Origin of the sequence: Nostoc mirabile CHAB5784, from assembly GCF_020829645.1 — a bacterium.
Taxonomy (GTDB): domain Bacteria; phylum Cyanobacteriota; class Cyanobacteriia; order Cyanobacteriales; family Nostocaceae; genus Nostoc; species Nostoc mirabile.
Genome location: NZ_JAIVFS010000009.1, coordinates 140,747 through 156,167 on the forward strand (window position 1 = coordinate 140,747; position 15,421 = coordinate 156,167).

Genomic DNA, 15,421 nt, shown 5'->3' on the forward strand with positions numbered 1-15,421 from the left:
AGTCAAAAATGAAACGTTCAAATCGCCTTGCTTGGATAGGAGCGATCGCACTCGCTGCGATCGTTTTACTTAGTTTGTTTGCGGCTCCCAATAATACTAAACTTAACACTGGCTCTACTTATAACCGCGCCTCCGATGGCTATGGTGCTTGGTATGCTTTTATGCAACAGCAGGGAATTTCTATCAAACGCTGGCAAAAGCCTTTTAGTGATATTCAGCCAGATAACAACCCAGTTACCCTCCTACAGGTAAGCGGCGATCCAAGGGAGACGACACTGGATAGTCAAAAACGCGAATGGGTAGAAAAAGGAAATACTTTGGTAATTTTGGGTGCGGGGGCGCGGGTTACAGAAGCGGAGTTTAGCACTATGCAAAAATCTCCCCAAGGTGATATTAAAATTGATACACGTAGACGATATAAAAAAACTAACTCCCAGCAAGTTGATTTAGGCGATCGCTTTGGTGCTGTTGTCTGGGAAGAAAATTACAAAAAGGGAAAGGTGATTTTTTCTACCACTCCTTATTTAGCCGCCAACGCCTACCAAGATTATTTAAGTAATTTCAAGTATTTAGCCAATTTGGTTACTGAAAAAAGTAATACAATATTTGTTGATGAATACATCCACGGCTATAAAGATGCCGATGTCAGGAAGAAAGAAAGCGAAGGAGATTTATCTAGTTTTTTTGCTAAAACTCCCGTATTTCCAATATTGCTGCAAGTAGGTATTCTGCTATTAGTGTTAATCTGGGCGCAGAATCGCCGCTTTGGCAAGCCAGTAGCTTTAGATACACCAGTTGTAGATAACAGCGAGGCATACATCCAAGCTTTAGCGGGAGTGTTGCAGAAAGCTGATACCACCGACTTTGTTGTAGAGATGGTGGGTAAACAAGAACAACTACAACTCCAAAAAGCCTTGGGATTAGGGCAAGTACCTTTAGAACACCAAGCCTTGATCAACTTCTGGATACAAAAAACAGGCGCAAGTGCAGCAGAACTAGATGCAGTTTTAAAGCTACAATCTCGCAAACAACCCATCAGTGAACGAGAACTGTTAAGCTGGTTGGGGAAATGGCGAAACATTAGATTAATTCGTAATTCGTAATTCGTAATTCGTAATTAATTTTTGTAATGGAGACTTAGCGCAAAATTGGAGCGGAGGTTTCCTCCGCTCTGGATTTTACAAGACAGACTCTGCCACAAAACTTACCACATTTTTCCAAACAGGAGCTTCTTGACTTAAACCCCCAGAACTAGTTAAAAAATAATTTTCTAGAAATGTGCAATACCAATTTCCAAAATCAAGCTACAGATACAAGCATATGGAAACCCATATCTAATCTGACTTTCTTAATTACGAATTACGAATTACGAATTACGAATTAATCTTATGAACAAAACCCATCCTATCTTAATTCGCCTTGGTCAAGGTCTTAATCAAGTAATTGTCGGACAATCAAGCCTAATACAACAACTTTTAGTAGCACTGCTTGCGGGTGGACACGTAATTTTGGAAGGAGTACCGGGGACTGGTAAAACTCTCCTAGTAAAAGTGTTGGCGCAGTTAATCCAAGGGGATTTTCGCCGGATTCAACTAACACCAGATGTTTTACCTTCAGATATTACTGGTACAAATATTTTTGACTTGAATAGCCGCAATTTCACTTTAAAAAAAGGGCCAATATTTACCGAAGTGCTGCTAGCAGACGAAATCAACCGAACTCCTCCCAAGACACAAGCGGCGCTACTGGAAGCGATGGAAGAGATGCAGGTAACATTGGATGGTGAAAGTTTGCCCTTACCAGATTTATTTTGGGTGATTGCAACCCAAAATCCCCTAGAATTTGAGGGGACTTATCCCTTACCAGAGGCGCAGTTGGACAGATTTTTATTTAAACTGGTGGTAGATTACCCAGATCAAGCTGCCGAAAAGCAAATGTTGCTGAATCGTCAGGCGGGTTTTGCAGCACGGCGTTTGGATATTAGCCGATTGAAACCAATCGCAACAGTAGCCGACATTTTGCAAGCACGACAAGCAGTCAAAGAGGTTAAAGTATCAGAAGCGATCGTTGATTATTTGTTGGCGTTGGTGAGAATATCGCGTCAATATCCTGATTTAACTTTGGGTGCATCCCCTCGCGCCGCCGGTGCTTGGTTGCAGACATCTCAAGCATTAGCGTGGTTGGCTGGAAGAGATTTTGTAACGCCAGATGATGTTAAAGCAGTTGCATCGCCACTGCTACGTCATCGCCTCATTTTGAAACCAGAAGCAATGCTGGATGGTTTACAAATGGATGCGGTAATTGCGTCGGTAATTAATCAAGTACCAGTTCCAAGGTGAAAAAATTCTTTGTCAGGCGATACAAGTAAAGTTAAATCGGCGGTTAGAAACCGCTTCTATACAGGCAAAACTCGCCTTTGCGGGTTTAAAAACCTTAATTTTCTCTTATCTGTTTGTGTAGCCGCAAATTTTATTCGCTGGGGCTTAAGTTCACTGGCAACCTGCCATACCTTGCATGAGATAATGCGATCGCGCTCTTTGATTACATCGAAATAACAGAATTAATAAAAGGAGTAAAGCAATGATTTAGAATCAACTTATAGGTAAACTGATATTAGTATGATTGACCACGACCGTTTATTTAAAGAACTGATTGGAACATTTTTTATAGAATTTTTAGAATTATTTTTTCCCCAGGTAACTGCTTATCTAGAACCTGACTCGTTGAAATTATTGGACAAAGAAGTATTTACCGATGTCACTGCTGGCGAACAATACGAAGCTGATTTAGTAGTACAAGTAAGATTTCGAGAACAAAAAAGTTTTTTCCTCGTGCATATCGAAAATCAGTCATATCCACAAGCTGATTTTGGACGGAGAATGTTTCGTTACTTTGCGCGATTGTTTGAAAAATATGCTTTACCTGTATATCCAATTGTAGTTTTTTCCTATGACCAAATAATTACTAATTCGTAATTCGTAATTCGTAATTCGTAATTAAAGGTACAAGCCCCTAACTAAAGTTTATGGAGACAAATAAATTTATTCCTCAATTAGGCCCCCGACTTCAGTCGTGGGGTAATAATTACGAATTACGAATTATAAATTACGAATTATTTTGACGCTCCCCGCACACCCCAAAAAAATATTTACCGGATGGAATTTCCAGATAAAAATGTTCTGGAATTTAACTATGGAGTGGTTCAACTCAATCAATTAAACTGGCGCGATTTTTTACAGCAAGAAAACCCCGTTGCCAGTGCGCTGATGGCTAAAATGAACATAGCACCCTCAGAACGTCCCAGAGTTAAGGCTGAATGCTTGCGTTTGTTAGCGACTTTACGACTCGATCCAGCCCGAATGAAAATGATTGGTGGGTTTGTTGACACTTATCTCAAATTAAATGCAGCAGAAGAAGAGATTTTTCAAACTGAGATTGCTAAATTTGAAGTAGCCAAACAAGAGGTAGTTATGGAAATTGTTACTAGTTGGGAATTAAAAGGAATACAAAAGGGAAAGCTGGAAATAATTATGCGCCAGATAAATCGGAAAGTTGGTGCGGTTACACCTGAATTAGAAGAACGGATTCGCCAATTATCGACTACACAATTAGAAGATTTAGCAGAAGCTTTGTTAGATTTTAGCAATGCAAGTGATTTGGTGGCTTGGTTAAATGGGCTGGAGGAGTAAAAATTAATATATATTATTCATAATTTTTGTAGAGACTTGAGGAACATCGTGTCTCTACATTTTTTGTCACAGCCGATCGCAAAATCAAAGAGAATATTATCAGGCGATCGCACTACCTCCCCATCTGTCCATCGCCCACCACTCTATTGCTGATATTTTCTAATCAACTCTAAAGCTTGTTGATACAACTCTGTATTTTCTTGTTGCCGAAATAGTTCAGCTGCTTTTTGCAAGTCTACAATCCCTCCTTGGTTGTCTCCTAATTGGTAGCGGGCATTACCTTGGTTGTAGTAGGCTTTGGCATAGTTGGGATCAATCTTGAGAGCAAGGTTGTAATCAGCGATCGCTCCTTGGTTGTCTCCCAAATCGGAGTGGGCTATTCCTCGGTTTCCGTAGGCTTCGGCTAAGTTAGGATTAATCTTGAGAGCAGCGTTGTAATCAGCGATCGCTCCTTGCTTGTTTCCTAAATCGAAGCGGGTATAACCCCGATTGAGATAAGCTTCCCTACGAATATTCTTAACCGAGCAATATTGCACGCTGTCCTAACCCACATCCCTCTCCTTACCAAGGAGAGGGACAGGTTTTGCGTAGCATAACCAGGGTGAGGTTTTCTTGAGCTATTCGATAATCTAAAATCTGTTGACTGCGTTAACCCACCCAACGATTTTTAAGGCTCAGGTTGGATATTATTCAAAAAAGTATCAAAATCAACATAAATTTCCGTATTATCATAGGACTTACGCACTGTACAAATTAACCATAATGTGATTTACGGTATTTAGTCGTTTTAGGCGTTTGGCATAAAGAAAGATTTATTCGCAACATGAGCATTAGTTAAAACTGTATATATTGAGTCTTGTTTTCGCAAAAGAATCCCAGAACCCAAGAATTCTTTTGACATCACTTTTACAGTCATACCTTGAGCGAGTAAGCGTAACTTTTCTGTTGATGTTTGCGGTTGCGATAGTCCCAATCTTAAAGTCTGTGATAAAGGCAGTTTGCAACTAGCGATCGCACATCTACCACGATTGCTAAAATATAATGCCGATGCATATATCGCCAATGATAAACAACCAACACAGGTAACTAATTTCAATCTGCCCTTACTCATCCGACCTGCAAGCTAGTATCCAAAGTTTTGCTCTCATCACTAAATCTTATTGCCAGAATCAATAAATCTACAAACTAAACTTACAGGATTTCGCAATCATACCCAGAAATATATAGCTATTTTCGGGTAAATAGACCACTCTGTAAGGGCACAGCAATTCTGTGCCCCTACCATTTTGTATTTTTTAATTGGAAGTCCTTTATGCAGCCCCACACTTTAGGCATTTGGAAAGTAGGCCAAAAGGAAGCTCAAACTAACTGCGTCCACAAGTTATAAAGTATGTGTAGATAAGACAGCAAATATGTTGAGGAAAAAATCTCTATGACAAGCTACCAAGAAACCATACCTAGTAACGAATCCATTAATGAGCTAATCGCCGAGACGGCAAGCATTAACCATGTGGAGGTAATTGAAAATGTCATCGATTCTTTGGAACAAGATGACAGTGCGATGGTTAGCCACACTCCAGAGGGTGGTTATCTCTGGAAGTTTAAGTATGGAAGTGTGGAAGTATTTGTCCAACTCAACGGGACAACCGATGAAGACACCATCACGGTTTGGTCTACGGTGCTAAATTTACCTGCCAAAGATGAACCTAAGTTGATGCGGTATCTTTTGGAGTTAAACTGTTCTAGTACCTTTGAAGCGCGTTTCGGTATTATTGAAAACCGAGTGGTTGTGATCTCAACACGCACCTTAGCTGAGTTATCTCCTGGCGAAGTATCTCGACTCATTACCATTGTGGCAACGATCGCTGATAATAACGATGAAGCTTTACAAACTGAATTTGGTGCAACTTAAGGAATTTTGGATTTTGGACTTTCCTGCGGAACGCTACGCGAACGGCTACGCTCAGTCGAACGATTTTAGGTCGCACCTTTGGTGCGCTTTCAGCGCAACTTGGATTTTAGATTGGGCAACTGCTGCATCGGATGCATAGTAATCAGGTTTGGCGACTAATTCCTTTGCTAGAGGCAGACGGGAATGTGCAGATGGCGATTGACCGATGGTTGCTAGAACAGCACTATTCGGGAAAGCACCCGCCAACTCTGCGCTTTTATACCTGGTCGCCACCTGCCATTTCTCTCGGCTATCATCAACGCCAATTCCCTGAACATTGGCAACATTTAACTTGGCAAGGGCAAAAACTGGATTTAGTGCGGCGTCCTACCGGTGGACGGGCTGTGTTACACCAAGGTGATTTAACTTACGCTGTAGTCACATCTGGACTTACGGGTAGTCGCCTCCAAGTGTACGAAAAAATTTGTGAGTTTTTGATTCAAGGGTGGCGATCGCTCGGCCTAGAATTACATTATGGTACGGCTGGGCGAGGTTACATCCACAACCCTAATTGTTTTGGTACTGCTACCAATGCAGATTTAGTTTTGCCAAATGGTGGCAAACTCATTGGTAGCGCTCAATTGCGACGTAGTGGGGCAATTTTGCAACATGGTTCCATCCGTTTGCAACCCGATGCTGAACTGTTCGATCAAGTATTTGGTGCAGAATCTTTTACGACTGTACAACTGTCTCAAAGTCTGAGTGTAGAAAAGATTATTGCAGCTTTAGTTGCCGCAGCTAGTAATTGTTTTGATATGCAAATAGAGTTGAAACCACTCTCGCAATTTGAGTGGGAGGAAATTTTGGCGAAACCGATTTCGGAGGCTGGTTCTCAGGTTATTTAATGGTAGGACTTACGCAAAAACCCTCTCAAACTCTCATTCCTCCGTGACGCGCCAGTTGCTAAAGAGCGGGAACGCGCTTGAGCGTAGCAAGATCCCCGTAGGGGTACAAGTCTCTTAACCGCAAGGGCGCACTGGCTTCTCTGCGCCGCGCCAGTTGCTTCAAGTCTCTTAACCGCAAGGGTGCACTGGCTTCTCTGTGGTAGCCGGACGGCTTGCCGATGCAGCGTCTACGTTTTCCGTTACTCGTGCGTAATTCCTAAATGGGATAGAAATACAACAGGATTTAAAAATGAGTACAAATTCAGTTCCTAAACAAATCATTGCAATGGGCGGTGGAGGCTTTTCAATGGAACCTGAAAACCTTCTGCTGGATCGATATATCTTGGGATTATGCAAAAAGAAAAGACCGAAGATTTGTTTTATCCCTACAGCAAGTGGTGATTCCGACAAATATATTGTTAAATTCTACTCAGCTTTTGTGCAGCTTCTATGTCAGCCATCTCATTTGTCCTTGTTCAACCCATTTACATCGGACTTTAGGTCTTTTGTTCTTGAGCAGGACATTATTTATGTAGGAGGTGGAAACACTAAAAACCTAATTGCTCTTTGGAAAGAGTGGGGACTTGACCATGTTTTAAGAGAAGGTTGGGAAAGTGGCGTTATTCTTTCTGGCTTAAGTGCAGGCTCTATTTGTTGGTTTGAAGAGGGGCTGACAGACTCTATTCCTGGGAACATGACTGTATTACAGTGCCTTGGCTTTCTAAAAGGTAGTAACTGTCCTCATTACGACGGTGAGCCAAGAAGAAAACCTGCTTACCATCAACTTTTATCAGAAGGACTTATTAGCTCTGGATATGCTGTAGACGATGGGGTTGCTCTCCATTTTGTTGGAGAGCAATTGGAAAAAGTTGTGAGTTCACGTCCGCAACCCAAAGCTTATTGTTTAGAAAGAGTAGATAAGACAGTTAAAGAAACGATTTTAGAACCTATATACTTGGGAAATAGCTAATAATTTTCAACGCGAAAATCCTGAGTAATTAGCGCAGTATCATCTTTAAGATACCCTGCTGTCACACAATCATCAATCAATTGCATGACAAACGGCCACAGTTCCGGCGCACCTGTTTCTACTACCGCTACCCGTTTCATCACCTGATCGCGCCTAATGCCATAAATACGCCAAGTCCCTCCCTGAGTTTGTTGATTGTGCAGCAAAGGCTGTATACGGTCTAGGGCTGCGGCAAACTTGGCGGTGGGTGTTTCCCCTGCTTCAAACTCATCCCAAAGTAAACGCAACTCCCTACCTTGATCTGCTGGCAAAAGTCCAAATAAGCGCAACGCGGCTTGTGCTTCTCGTTCTACCTTGCTGTCATTACCCTGCACATCGTAACAGAAGGTATCACCTGCATCAATTTCTACCAAATCGTGAATTAGCAGCATTTTGATGGCATGGAATATATCAACACCTTCCGGGGCATATTCTGCTAATACACTTGCCATCACCGCTAAATGCCAAGAATGTTCTGCACTATTTTCTCGGCGTGACCCATCAGTGAGGAGGGTTTGGCGCATCACCTGTTTCAATTGGTCAATCTCGATGATGAACTGAATTTGTTGAGTCAGCCGATTAATTTGCACCTAGATTTCTGATTGGAGGTGAGGTTGACTGGATTTTGGACTTTAGGTGATTATCTCAATAATTCTGGCGAATCTGCAAGGGATTTTTTCTACATACCAATTAAAAAGCGCCTGGGAGTGTTGCCGTGTTTCCACCCCAAACGCTTTTTATTTTTAACTTGCTCCTCACACAATTAGATAATATCACTGCTTCAATCAAAAGGCGAGTATATTGAGTGACACTTTCAAAACTGCACCTACAATCCAATTTTTATATTTCTATATATAAATTAAAAAATGCCTGGGAGTGTTGCCGTGTTTCCACCCCAGGCATTTTTTATTCTCAACTTGCTCCTCACACACAAATAAACATTATCACTACTTCTATCAAATGGCAAGTATTTTGAGTGACATTTTCAAAACTGCACAAGCAATCCAATTTCTGACAAATTAAAAAGCGCTTGGGAGTGTTGCCGTGTTTCCACCCCAGGCGCTTTTTACTTTTAACTTGCTCCTCACACACGACTAAAACATATCATTCATTCAATCAAAAACCAAGCATATTGTGTGACACTTTGTAAACTGCACACCGAATGAGCAATAATTTAGTGTAAAAAGTGACGTACCCCAGTTAAGACCATCACCAAACCCAGTTCGTTAGCAGCAATGATAGAATCTTTATCGCGTACACTTCCCCCTGGTTGGACAATGGCTGTAATTCCTGCTGCTGCTGCTGTTTTCACAGAATCATCGAAGGGGAAGAATCCATCGCTGGCGAGAATTGCACCTTTGGCTTTTTCTTGAGCTTGTTCTAGGGCAATTTTAACTGAGCCGACGCGGTTCATTTGACCAGCACCTACTCCTCGTGTAGTGCGATCGCTTGTCACAACAATGGCATTAGATTTAACATGTTTGCAAACTTTCCAAGCAAACAGCAATTCGGCTAATTCCTCGGGTGTGGGTTGACGTTCGGTAACAACTTGCCATTGACTGGTATCAGCAATCACATCATCGCTAGCTTGGACAAGGAAACCACCTGCGATCGCTTTCACTGTATCCTTAGGGCCACTGCTCAAATCAGCTAGAGTCAAAACCCGCACGTTGGATTTTTTGGCAAGGATTTCTTGAGCTTCTGCATCACAACTTGGTGCAACCACACATTCTAAAAATGTTTTAGTTAACTCGCTAGCTGTAGCTGCATCAATTGGGCGGTTGAGCGCGACAATCCCACCAAAAGCAGAAGTAGAATCAGCGTTGAAAGCTTTTTGGTAAGCTTCTGAAATAGTGCTTCCCAATGCCGTACCACAGGGATTTGTATGTTTGATAATTGTAGCTGCTGGGGTATCAGTAAATTCAGCAATAATTCGGCGTGCAGCTTCTAAATCAACCAAGTTATTGTAACTAAGTTCTTTGCCTTGCAGTTTTGTCGCAGATGTCCATCCTGTTGGAGTAGTACCAGTTTCATACCAGGTAGCAGGTTGATGGGGATTCTCGCCGTAACGCAGAGATTGTAATTGTGTGCCGCTAAGGGTGTGCTGTTGTGTTCCTGCCAGGTAAGATGTGATCGCTTGATCATAACTAGCAGTGTGCGAAAATCCTTTTAATGCCGCCTTTTGCCGAAACTCTAGGGATGCTTCGCCGTTATTTTGCCGTAATTCCTGTAAATACTCGTCATACTGGGCTGGATCGCATAATACAGCCAGATGGGCGAAGTTTTTCGATGATGCCCTTAACATAGCAGGGCCACCGATATCAATTTGTTCAACAGCTTCTGATAATGTTACCCCTGGTTTAGCGATCGTTTCCTCAAAAGGATATAGGTTCACCACCACTAAATCAATCGGGCGAATTTGGTTATTTTCTAAATCTGTAATATCTTGGGGAACATCTCGCCGCGCCAAAATCCCGCCATGAATTCGGGGATGTAGGGTTTTGACTCGACCACCTAAAATTTCTGGTGAACCTGTATAATCTGCAACCTTCGTAACAGGGAGTCCCGCATCTTTGAGTGCTTGGGCTGTTCCCCCACTGCTGATTAAATCAAAGTCGAATTCTTCAACCAAGCTACGGGCTAGGTCAATTAAACCAGTTTTGTTAGATACACTCAGCAGGGCTAGACGCGCCATTGATCAATTCCTTAAAATTAGGCTGGAAGTGAAGGATCTCAAGTTTTGCATAAGCTTCGGTTCACTTCAAGACCATGAGGAATAATATTGACTCGTGTAATTTATATGCTTACATCCCCCAGAGTCAGCACTGTCGAAAATGCTGGAAATAAGGACTAAGTAGGCTTAGTCTCTAATATTTGCGATCGCCTAAACTAAAAGTAAGCATCTTTTACCCACATAACACCTATGGTTCAGTCTTCTAATCAACGCCTAACCCTAGAAGAATTTCTCGCACTTCCCGAAGGAGATATTACATACGAGTTTGTGAACGGTGAAGCTGTACCCAAATATAAAGATAATGAAATGTCACCAAAATTTTTTCATGGCTCGACTACTGGTGCTTTATTTATACTATTGTCTGCATGGGCACAAGCAAAAGGTCGGGTTGTGATTGAATGGGCAATTAAACTAACACGAAATCAACAAGATTGGATGCCTGTGTCCGATCTGACCTATATTTCTCATAACCGTCTTTCCGCTGATTGGCTATTAGACGAAGCTTGTCCTGTCGCACCTGAATTAGTCATAGAAATCATTTCACCTGGTCAAACTTTTGGTGAAATTGCCGAAAAAGCGACTGATTATCTCAAAGGTGGCGTTTCTCGTGTTTGGGTGGTTGATACAAAAGCCAGAACTGTAACTGTATTTGCGCCATCTTCCTTGCCGATTACTTATCGATCTCATCAAATAATTACTGATGATTTGCTACCAGAATTGGAAATTACCCCTCACGCAATCTTTCAACAAGCTGGATTAAATCCCTAAAATTTCATTAAAAATCAGAAGAATCTAAGAGGATGTTTGAAAAGTCCTCAAGCGTGTGTTTGACTACCCTGGCTACCGAGAAACTGCTACGAGAGAATCAAAGTTTTGGGATTTGAGATCGCGCCACTGAGTCGCAAGCCAACCCTTTTCAAACAACCTCTATGATGTATCGCATTCTTTGGGCAACCAGCAAATGTCGGTAAATAATATGTCTGCTTGAAGAGATAGGATCTATGAAAAGAGTAGAATTTTAGGAGTAAACCTCTGTCTTTACAAGCTATCACCGTTAAGAGAGATTCTCAACCCCCCGCAGGCTTAATTGTCACTTTGCATGGTTGGGGTGCTAATGCTGAGGATGTAGCATCTTTATTACCCTTGCTCAACTTACCCGATTACCAATTTGTATTACCCAACGCACCTTATCCTTATCCCTATTCCCCAGTAGGGAGGGCATGGTATGACCTGCGGGTGGAGAATATGTATCAAGGATTGGCAGAAAGTCGGCAACTGCTAATAGATTTTTTGCAATCTTTAGAAAGTACCACTGGCGTACCTTTGTCACGCACCATTTTAAGTGGATTTTCTCAAGGCGGGGCAATGACTTTAGATGTCGGCTCAAAATTGCCCCTAGCAGGTTTAGCTGTCATGAGTGGGTATTTACATCCTGATGCAGTAACGGCAAATCAAAAAGGGATTCCGCCGACTTTAATCACTCACGGTAGATATGATGAAGTTGTGCCCCTGCAAGCTGCTTTGAAGGCACGAGAAACTCTCAAGTCTCTAACAGTGGCGGTAGAATACCACGAATTTGACATGGGGCATGAAATAAATCTACAAACGTTAGAGGTGCTACAAAATTTCGTTGTAAATACAATTGCTTAGTCAGGATTACGAATTTTTTATAAATTATGGTACAAATTCTGACAATTTTCACGAAAATAATGACTTCTAATGAGTAATATATATTGGGTGGCTGCGAAAGAGCGCAACTTAACCCATGCTGAAGGCGAGTGCTGCATAAGGGAGGGGCGAGCATTATGACAACTCTAAGCATTTCCAGGAAAGAAATTGCTGCCATGACTGTGGCAGAAGTAGAAGAACTGGCTACACGTCTGGAGCTAGATAATTATAGTAATGCTTTTGAGGGTTTAAATGATTGGCATTTATTGCGAGCGATCGCATTTCAGCGTCCAGAGTTAGTTGAACCCTATATCTACCTCTTAGACTTGGAACCTTACGATGAAGCGTAGTTGAGGTTAGGAGTTAGGAGTTAGGAGTTGGAAGAGACGCGATTAATCGCGTCTGTACAGGAGTTAGGAGTTGGAAATTAATATTTGTAACCACTTGCTCCTAAATTACTACTTACTCCTAACTTTTTACCATGACTAATCCAAAATTCAACAGGGTTTTAATTGCTGTAGGTGGCGGTATCGCCGCCTACAAAATCTGTGCTTTGGTTTCGACGCTGTTTAAAACTGGGGTGGAAGTTCGAGTCATCCTCACCCGTTCGGCGCAAGAATTTATCACGCCTCTGACAATAGCCACTCTATCTCGTCATCGGGCCTACACAGATGATGATTTTTGGCAAGCAACTCACTCTCGCCCGTTGCATATAGAGTTGGGTGAATGGGCAGATGTCATGGTAATTGCCCCCTTAACAGCTAATACATTAGCCAAGTTAGCCTATGGGATGGCGGATAATTTACTCACAAATACCGTGCTGGCTTCTACTTGTCCCGTGCTGTTAGCACCCGCAATGAATACGGATATGTGGGAACAGCTATCAGTGCAGCGAAATTGGCAACAGCTATTGATAGATAGCCGATATCATGGAATGAAGACAGCATCAGGATTATTAGCGTGCGATCGCATCGGTGCTGGTAGATTAGCAGAACCTCCAGAAATTTTGGCTCACATCCAATCGTTGTTACACACTCAAGGCAAACGAGATTTAGCAGGTAAACGAGTGTTAATTAGTGCTGGGGGAACGCGAGAGTTTCTTGACCCAGTGAGGTTTATTGGCAATCCTTCCACAGGTAAAATGGGATTAGCTTTAGCGCAAGCGGCACTTCACCGAGGCGCAAGTGTCACTCTAGTACATGGCCCAGCTAATTGGGATGTACCATTAGGAGTGCAAGCAATTTCTGTTATTAGTGCCAAGCAAATGCAGCAGGCCATGCTGGAATATTTACCCAACGCTGATGTAATTGTCATGTCAGCAGCCGTTGCAGATGTGAAGCCACGAGATTATAGTACAGAGAAATTACCCAAGCGATCGCTCCCCCAAGCCTTACCCCTGGAACCAGTACCCGATATAGTCGCCCAATTAGCAAAACTTAAACAGCCGCATCAAATATTAATTGGTTTTGGAGCACAAACTGGGGATATTGTCAAGCCAGCATTAGAAAAGTTACAGAATAAAAAACTAGATGCTATTGTTGCCAATCCCATCGATCAACCTGATAGTGGTTTTGGGAGTGATAATAATCAAGCAATATTTTTAGATAGCCAAGGACGGCAGGTAGCGATCGCACCTTGTTCTAAATTAGAAATGGCTCATCATTTATTTGATTTTGTCCTACTTTGACCAAGTTCCCTAGTACCGCGCCAAGACACAAAAATTTCTCTTTGCGTCTTGTTAGTGTATTGACATTTTAGATTACATCATTTAGTGTAAACAACAATTGATGTAAAAATTGTCTGATTACAGTTATGTATTTTGAGGACGTGCGTCAGTGGCAAGGAACTGCGGAGGCTCTAGCAAAGGAGCTAAAACGCCAGATTGAACAGCTTCAACTGTCTATAGAATCACCTGCGCTGCGTACCGTTCGCTCGTGGAGAACGAAACAACTTTTATCACAATCCAAAGGACAAGAATTTGGATTTCGGCAGATTTTGGAGGGATTGGCAACAATTTTACTATTAAAGAAAGTTGGACACTTGCAGCGATCGCTCAAGTTTTACCAACATTTACCGACCTTGCTTTAGAAACACAAATCATTGCAGAGGCTGCTGGTCAAGATGCTACATGGTCTCCTGCAATTAAAACAACTCCTTCGTCAGTACCTCTAGGAAATCGCCAAATAAATAATTTAGCAGAAGATGCTGTGATGTTATTGGCACAGGGAATTCTTCGCCAATATGACTGGGTTCTTTTAGGTCGAGATATTGTACGTCAACAAGACAATACCCTACCATCTGAACTCTATAAAGCAATGTGCAAGTTAGGCCGTCTATATATCGAAGAAGGTTTAACTGATAGTACTGCTTGCGTGCATACTGTTTTGGATCGCGCTCGATACCCTCTTGACTCTGAAAATTGGAATTTAGGGATTTTTCGCCAGTCAGATTTTCGTTTTTCTCAAGTTACTCTGATCGATCCTGATTTACGAGTGCCTACTTCTGATTGTGCAGAGGTCGCCAACTTGAGTGGAGCTTTTGGTGAAGACAATGTAATAGAACATCGCCTGTATAGCAATCTATGCCAAGCAACTGAACGACTAGGTAGTCGCGGCCAACATCAAGCCTACACTGCTTTACGAGAGTTGTTTGGTAGGTACTCACTAATAGGAGAGCGCCAGCTATTAGACTACTTGGTTGAGAATGATTTAACACCTTTACCAAGGGATGATGGTTGATACATTCTTCGACCCAGTACCGGAAGTGTGGTTAATTAATGGGCTAGCACATCGTTGTGCCTATTGTGGTACATTGATGCGATCGCATCCAAATAAAAAGCGTTTTCCAGAAGGGCGCTGTCCCATTCGCCAATGCAATAGCCGTAACTCACCAAAAGTTTCTGAGAAACTAGATCCAAACAAAGATTATTTACGGATTGCTAATCCTCAAATTCTTACCTACTGGACAGGCCCAGCAATTGACGAATTAAACATTTTTGATACAGCCCGGCAAAATGGTCTAGATGCCGAACTTTACCCAGAATCCGATCTATGCGATGTAGCGATTAATGAACGAGCAATTGGAATTGATGCCAAATCTTACACCAGTCCTGTGACTCTAGCCTTACGTCTTAACCGTAGTATTGGGGGGCTAATTCACTACCATCGTCGAATTCTGGCTGTTAGCGATCAGCTAATTGAGGATAACTTAAACTACCTTTCTACTGTGATTTGAACGATAATTTAGCCAAACGGTCACGAAATACTTCAAAAACACTTAGGACAAGATATACTTCATACTTGAGAAATGAGTTGTAAGAATGATAATCGTATAGTTAGGGGGAGACAAGGGTGAGCAAGGCTCACCCTTGTCTCATTAATAAAGAGAATGGGAAGAAGCTGCCGTAGGCAGCTTCTTCCCCCACCCGCATGATTATCATTCTTATGTCGTTGACTGTGATTCATGCCCAATAGTGTCTCGCTTGGG

The 15,421-nt window shown here is 42.1% G+C and carries 15 protein-coding genes and 1 pseudogene; 12 read left to right on the forward strand and 4 right to left on the reverse strand.

What is annotated here, in order from left to right; genetic code table 11:
- The first annotated feature begins 8 nt into the window (after positions 1–8).
- The 3 genes and pseudogenes from LC653_RS09235 to LC653_RS47275 all read left to right on the forward strand — a co-directional run bounded on the left by LC653_RS09235 (position 9) and on the right by LC653_RS47275 (position 3,689).
- On the forward strand, positions 9–1,103 hold the full coding sequence (locus LC653_RS09235) for a DUF4350 domain-containing protein (RefSeq protein ID WP_229494204.1): 1,095 nt from the start codon (positions 9–11) through the stop codon (positions 1,101–1,103).
- Positions 1,104–1,388: 285 nt separating this feature from the next.
- On the forward strand, positions 1,389–2,339 hold the full coding sequence (locus LC653_RS09240) for an AAA family ATPase (protein WP_229494205.1): 951 nt from the start codon (positions 1,389–1,391) through the stop codon (positions 2,337–2,339).
- A gap of 279 nt (positions 2,340–2,618) precedes the next feature.
- A pseudogene (locus tag LC653_RS47275) lies at positions 2,619–3,689 on the forward strand (Rpn family recombination-promoting nuclease/putative transposase).
- A 143-nt stretch (positions 3,690–3,832) separates the two neighbouring features.
- Here LC653_RS47275 and LC653_RS46160 read toward each other — a convergent pair.
- Positions 3,833–4,225: a tetratricopeptide repeat protein gene (locus tag LC653_RS46160; protein ID WP_229494206.1), complete on the reverse strand. Its 393-nt coding sequence runs from the start codon at positions 4,223–4,225 to the stop codon at positions 3,833–3,835.
- Between the two features lie 251 nt (positions 4,226–4,476).
- Positions 4,477–4,800 (reverse strand): hypothetical protein, encoded by a 324-nt coding sequence (locus LC653_RS47280; protein ID WP_372478139.1) that lies wholly within the window; start codon positions 4,798–4,800, stop codon positions 4,477–4,479.
- Between the two features lie 321 nt (positions 4,801–5,121).
- Here LC653_RS47280 and LC653_RS09265 point away from each other — a divergent pair, with 321 nt between their 5' ends.
- From LC653_RS09265 to LC653_RS09275, 3 genes are all read left to right on the forward strand, one after another.
- A complete protein-coding gene (locus LC653_RS09265) occupies positions 5,122–5,601 on the forward strand; it encodes a YbjN domain-containing protein (RefSeq protein WP_229485358.1) in 480 nt (159 codons plus the stop codon).
- 131 nt (positions 5,602–5,732) lie between these two features.
- Positions 5,733–6,485: a lipoate--protein ligase family protein gene (locus LC653_RS09270; protein WP_229494207.1), complete on the forward strand. Its 753-nt coding sequence runs from the start codon at positions 5,733–5,735 to the stop codon at positions 6,483–6,485.
- Positions 6,486–6,774: 289 nt separating this feature from the next.
- Positions 6,775–7,494 carry a Type 1 glutamine amidotransferase-like domain-containing protein gene (locus LC653_RS09275; protein ID WP_229494208.1) on the forward strand — a complete coding sequence of 240 codons (720 nt, stop codon included), beginning with the start codon at positions 6,775–6,777 and terminating at the stop codon, positions 7,492–7,494.
- Here LC653_RS09275 and LC653_RS09280 read toward each other — a convergent pair.
- Together LC653_RS09280 and purH are read right to left on the reverse strand one after the other, a co-directional pair.
- Positions 7,491–8,123: an HD domain-containing protein gene (locus LC653_RS09280; protein WP_229494209.1), complete on the reverse strand. Its 633-nt coding sequence runs from the start codon at positions 8,121–8,123 to the stop codon at positions 7,491–7,493. The two genes, LC653_RS09275 and LC653_RS09280, sit on opposite strands and share 4 nt — an antisense overlap.
- Positions 8,124–8,707: 584 nt before the next feature.
- A complete protein-coding gene (purH, locus tag LC653_RS09285; RefSeq protein ID WP_229494210.1) occupies positions 8,708–10,228 on the reverse strand; it encodes a bifunctional phosphoribosylaminoimidazolecarboxamide formyltransferase/IMP cyclohydrolase in 1,521 nt (506 codons plus the stop codon).
- Between the two features lie 228 nt (positions 10,229–10,456).
- Between purH and LC653_RS09290 the strand changes: the two genes are divergently transcribed.
- The 6 genes from LC653_RS09290 to LC653_RS09315 all read left to right on the forward strand — a co-directional run bounded on the left by LC653_RS09290 (position 10,457) and on the right by LC653_RS09315 (position 15,169).
- A complete protein-coding gene (locus tag LC653_RS09290; protein WP_229494211.1) occupies positions 10,457–11,035 on the forward strand; it encodes a Uma2 family endonuclease in 579 nt (192 codons plus the stop codon).
- A gap of 279 nt (positions 11,036–11,314) precedes the next feature.
- Complete coding sequence (locus tag LC653_RS09295) at positions 11,315–11,917, forward strand: alpha/beta hydrolase (RefSeq protein ID WP_229494220.1); 603 nt, start codon at positions 11,315–11,317, stop codon at positions 11,915–11,917.
- 155 nt (positions 11,918–12,072) lie between these two features.
- Entirely contained in the window at positions 12,073–12,285 is a 213-nt protein-coding gene (gene isiD, locus LC653_RS09300; protein WP_100897932.1) for a protein IsiD, read from the forward strand.
- Between the two features lie 131 nt (positions 12,286–12,416).
- On the forward strand, positions 12,417–13,622 hold the full coding sequence (coaBC, locus tag LC653_RS09305; RefSeq protein ID WP_229494212.1) for a bifunctional phosphopantothenoylcysteine decarboxylase/phosphopantothenate--cysteine ligase CoaBC: 1,206 nt from the start codon (positions 12,417–12,419) through the stop codon (positions 13,620–13,622).
- A gap of 247 nt (positions 13,623–13,869) precedes the next feature.
- Complete coding sequence (locus LC653_RS09310) at positions 13,870–14,673, forward strand: hypothetical protein (RefSeq protein ID WP_229494213.1); 804 nt, start codon at positions 13,870–13,872, stop codon at positions 14,671–14,673.
- Positions 14,663–15,169 (forward strand): restriction endonuclease-related protein, encoded by a 507-nt coding sequence (locus tag LC653_RS09315; protein WP_229494214.1) that lies wholly within the window; start codon positions 14,663–14,665, stop codon positions 15,167–15,169. The genes LC653_RS09310 and LC653_RS09315 overlap by 11 nt, the downstream gene beginning before the upstream one ends.
- Positions 15,170–15,421 lie beyond the last annotated feature (252 nt).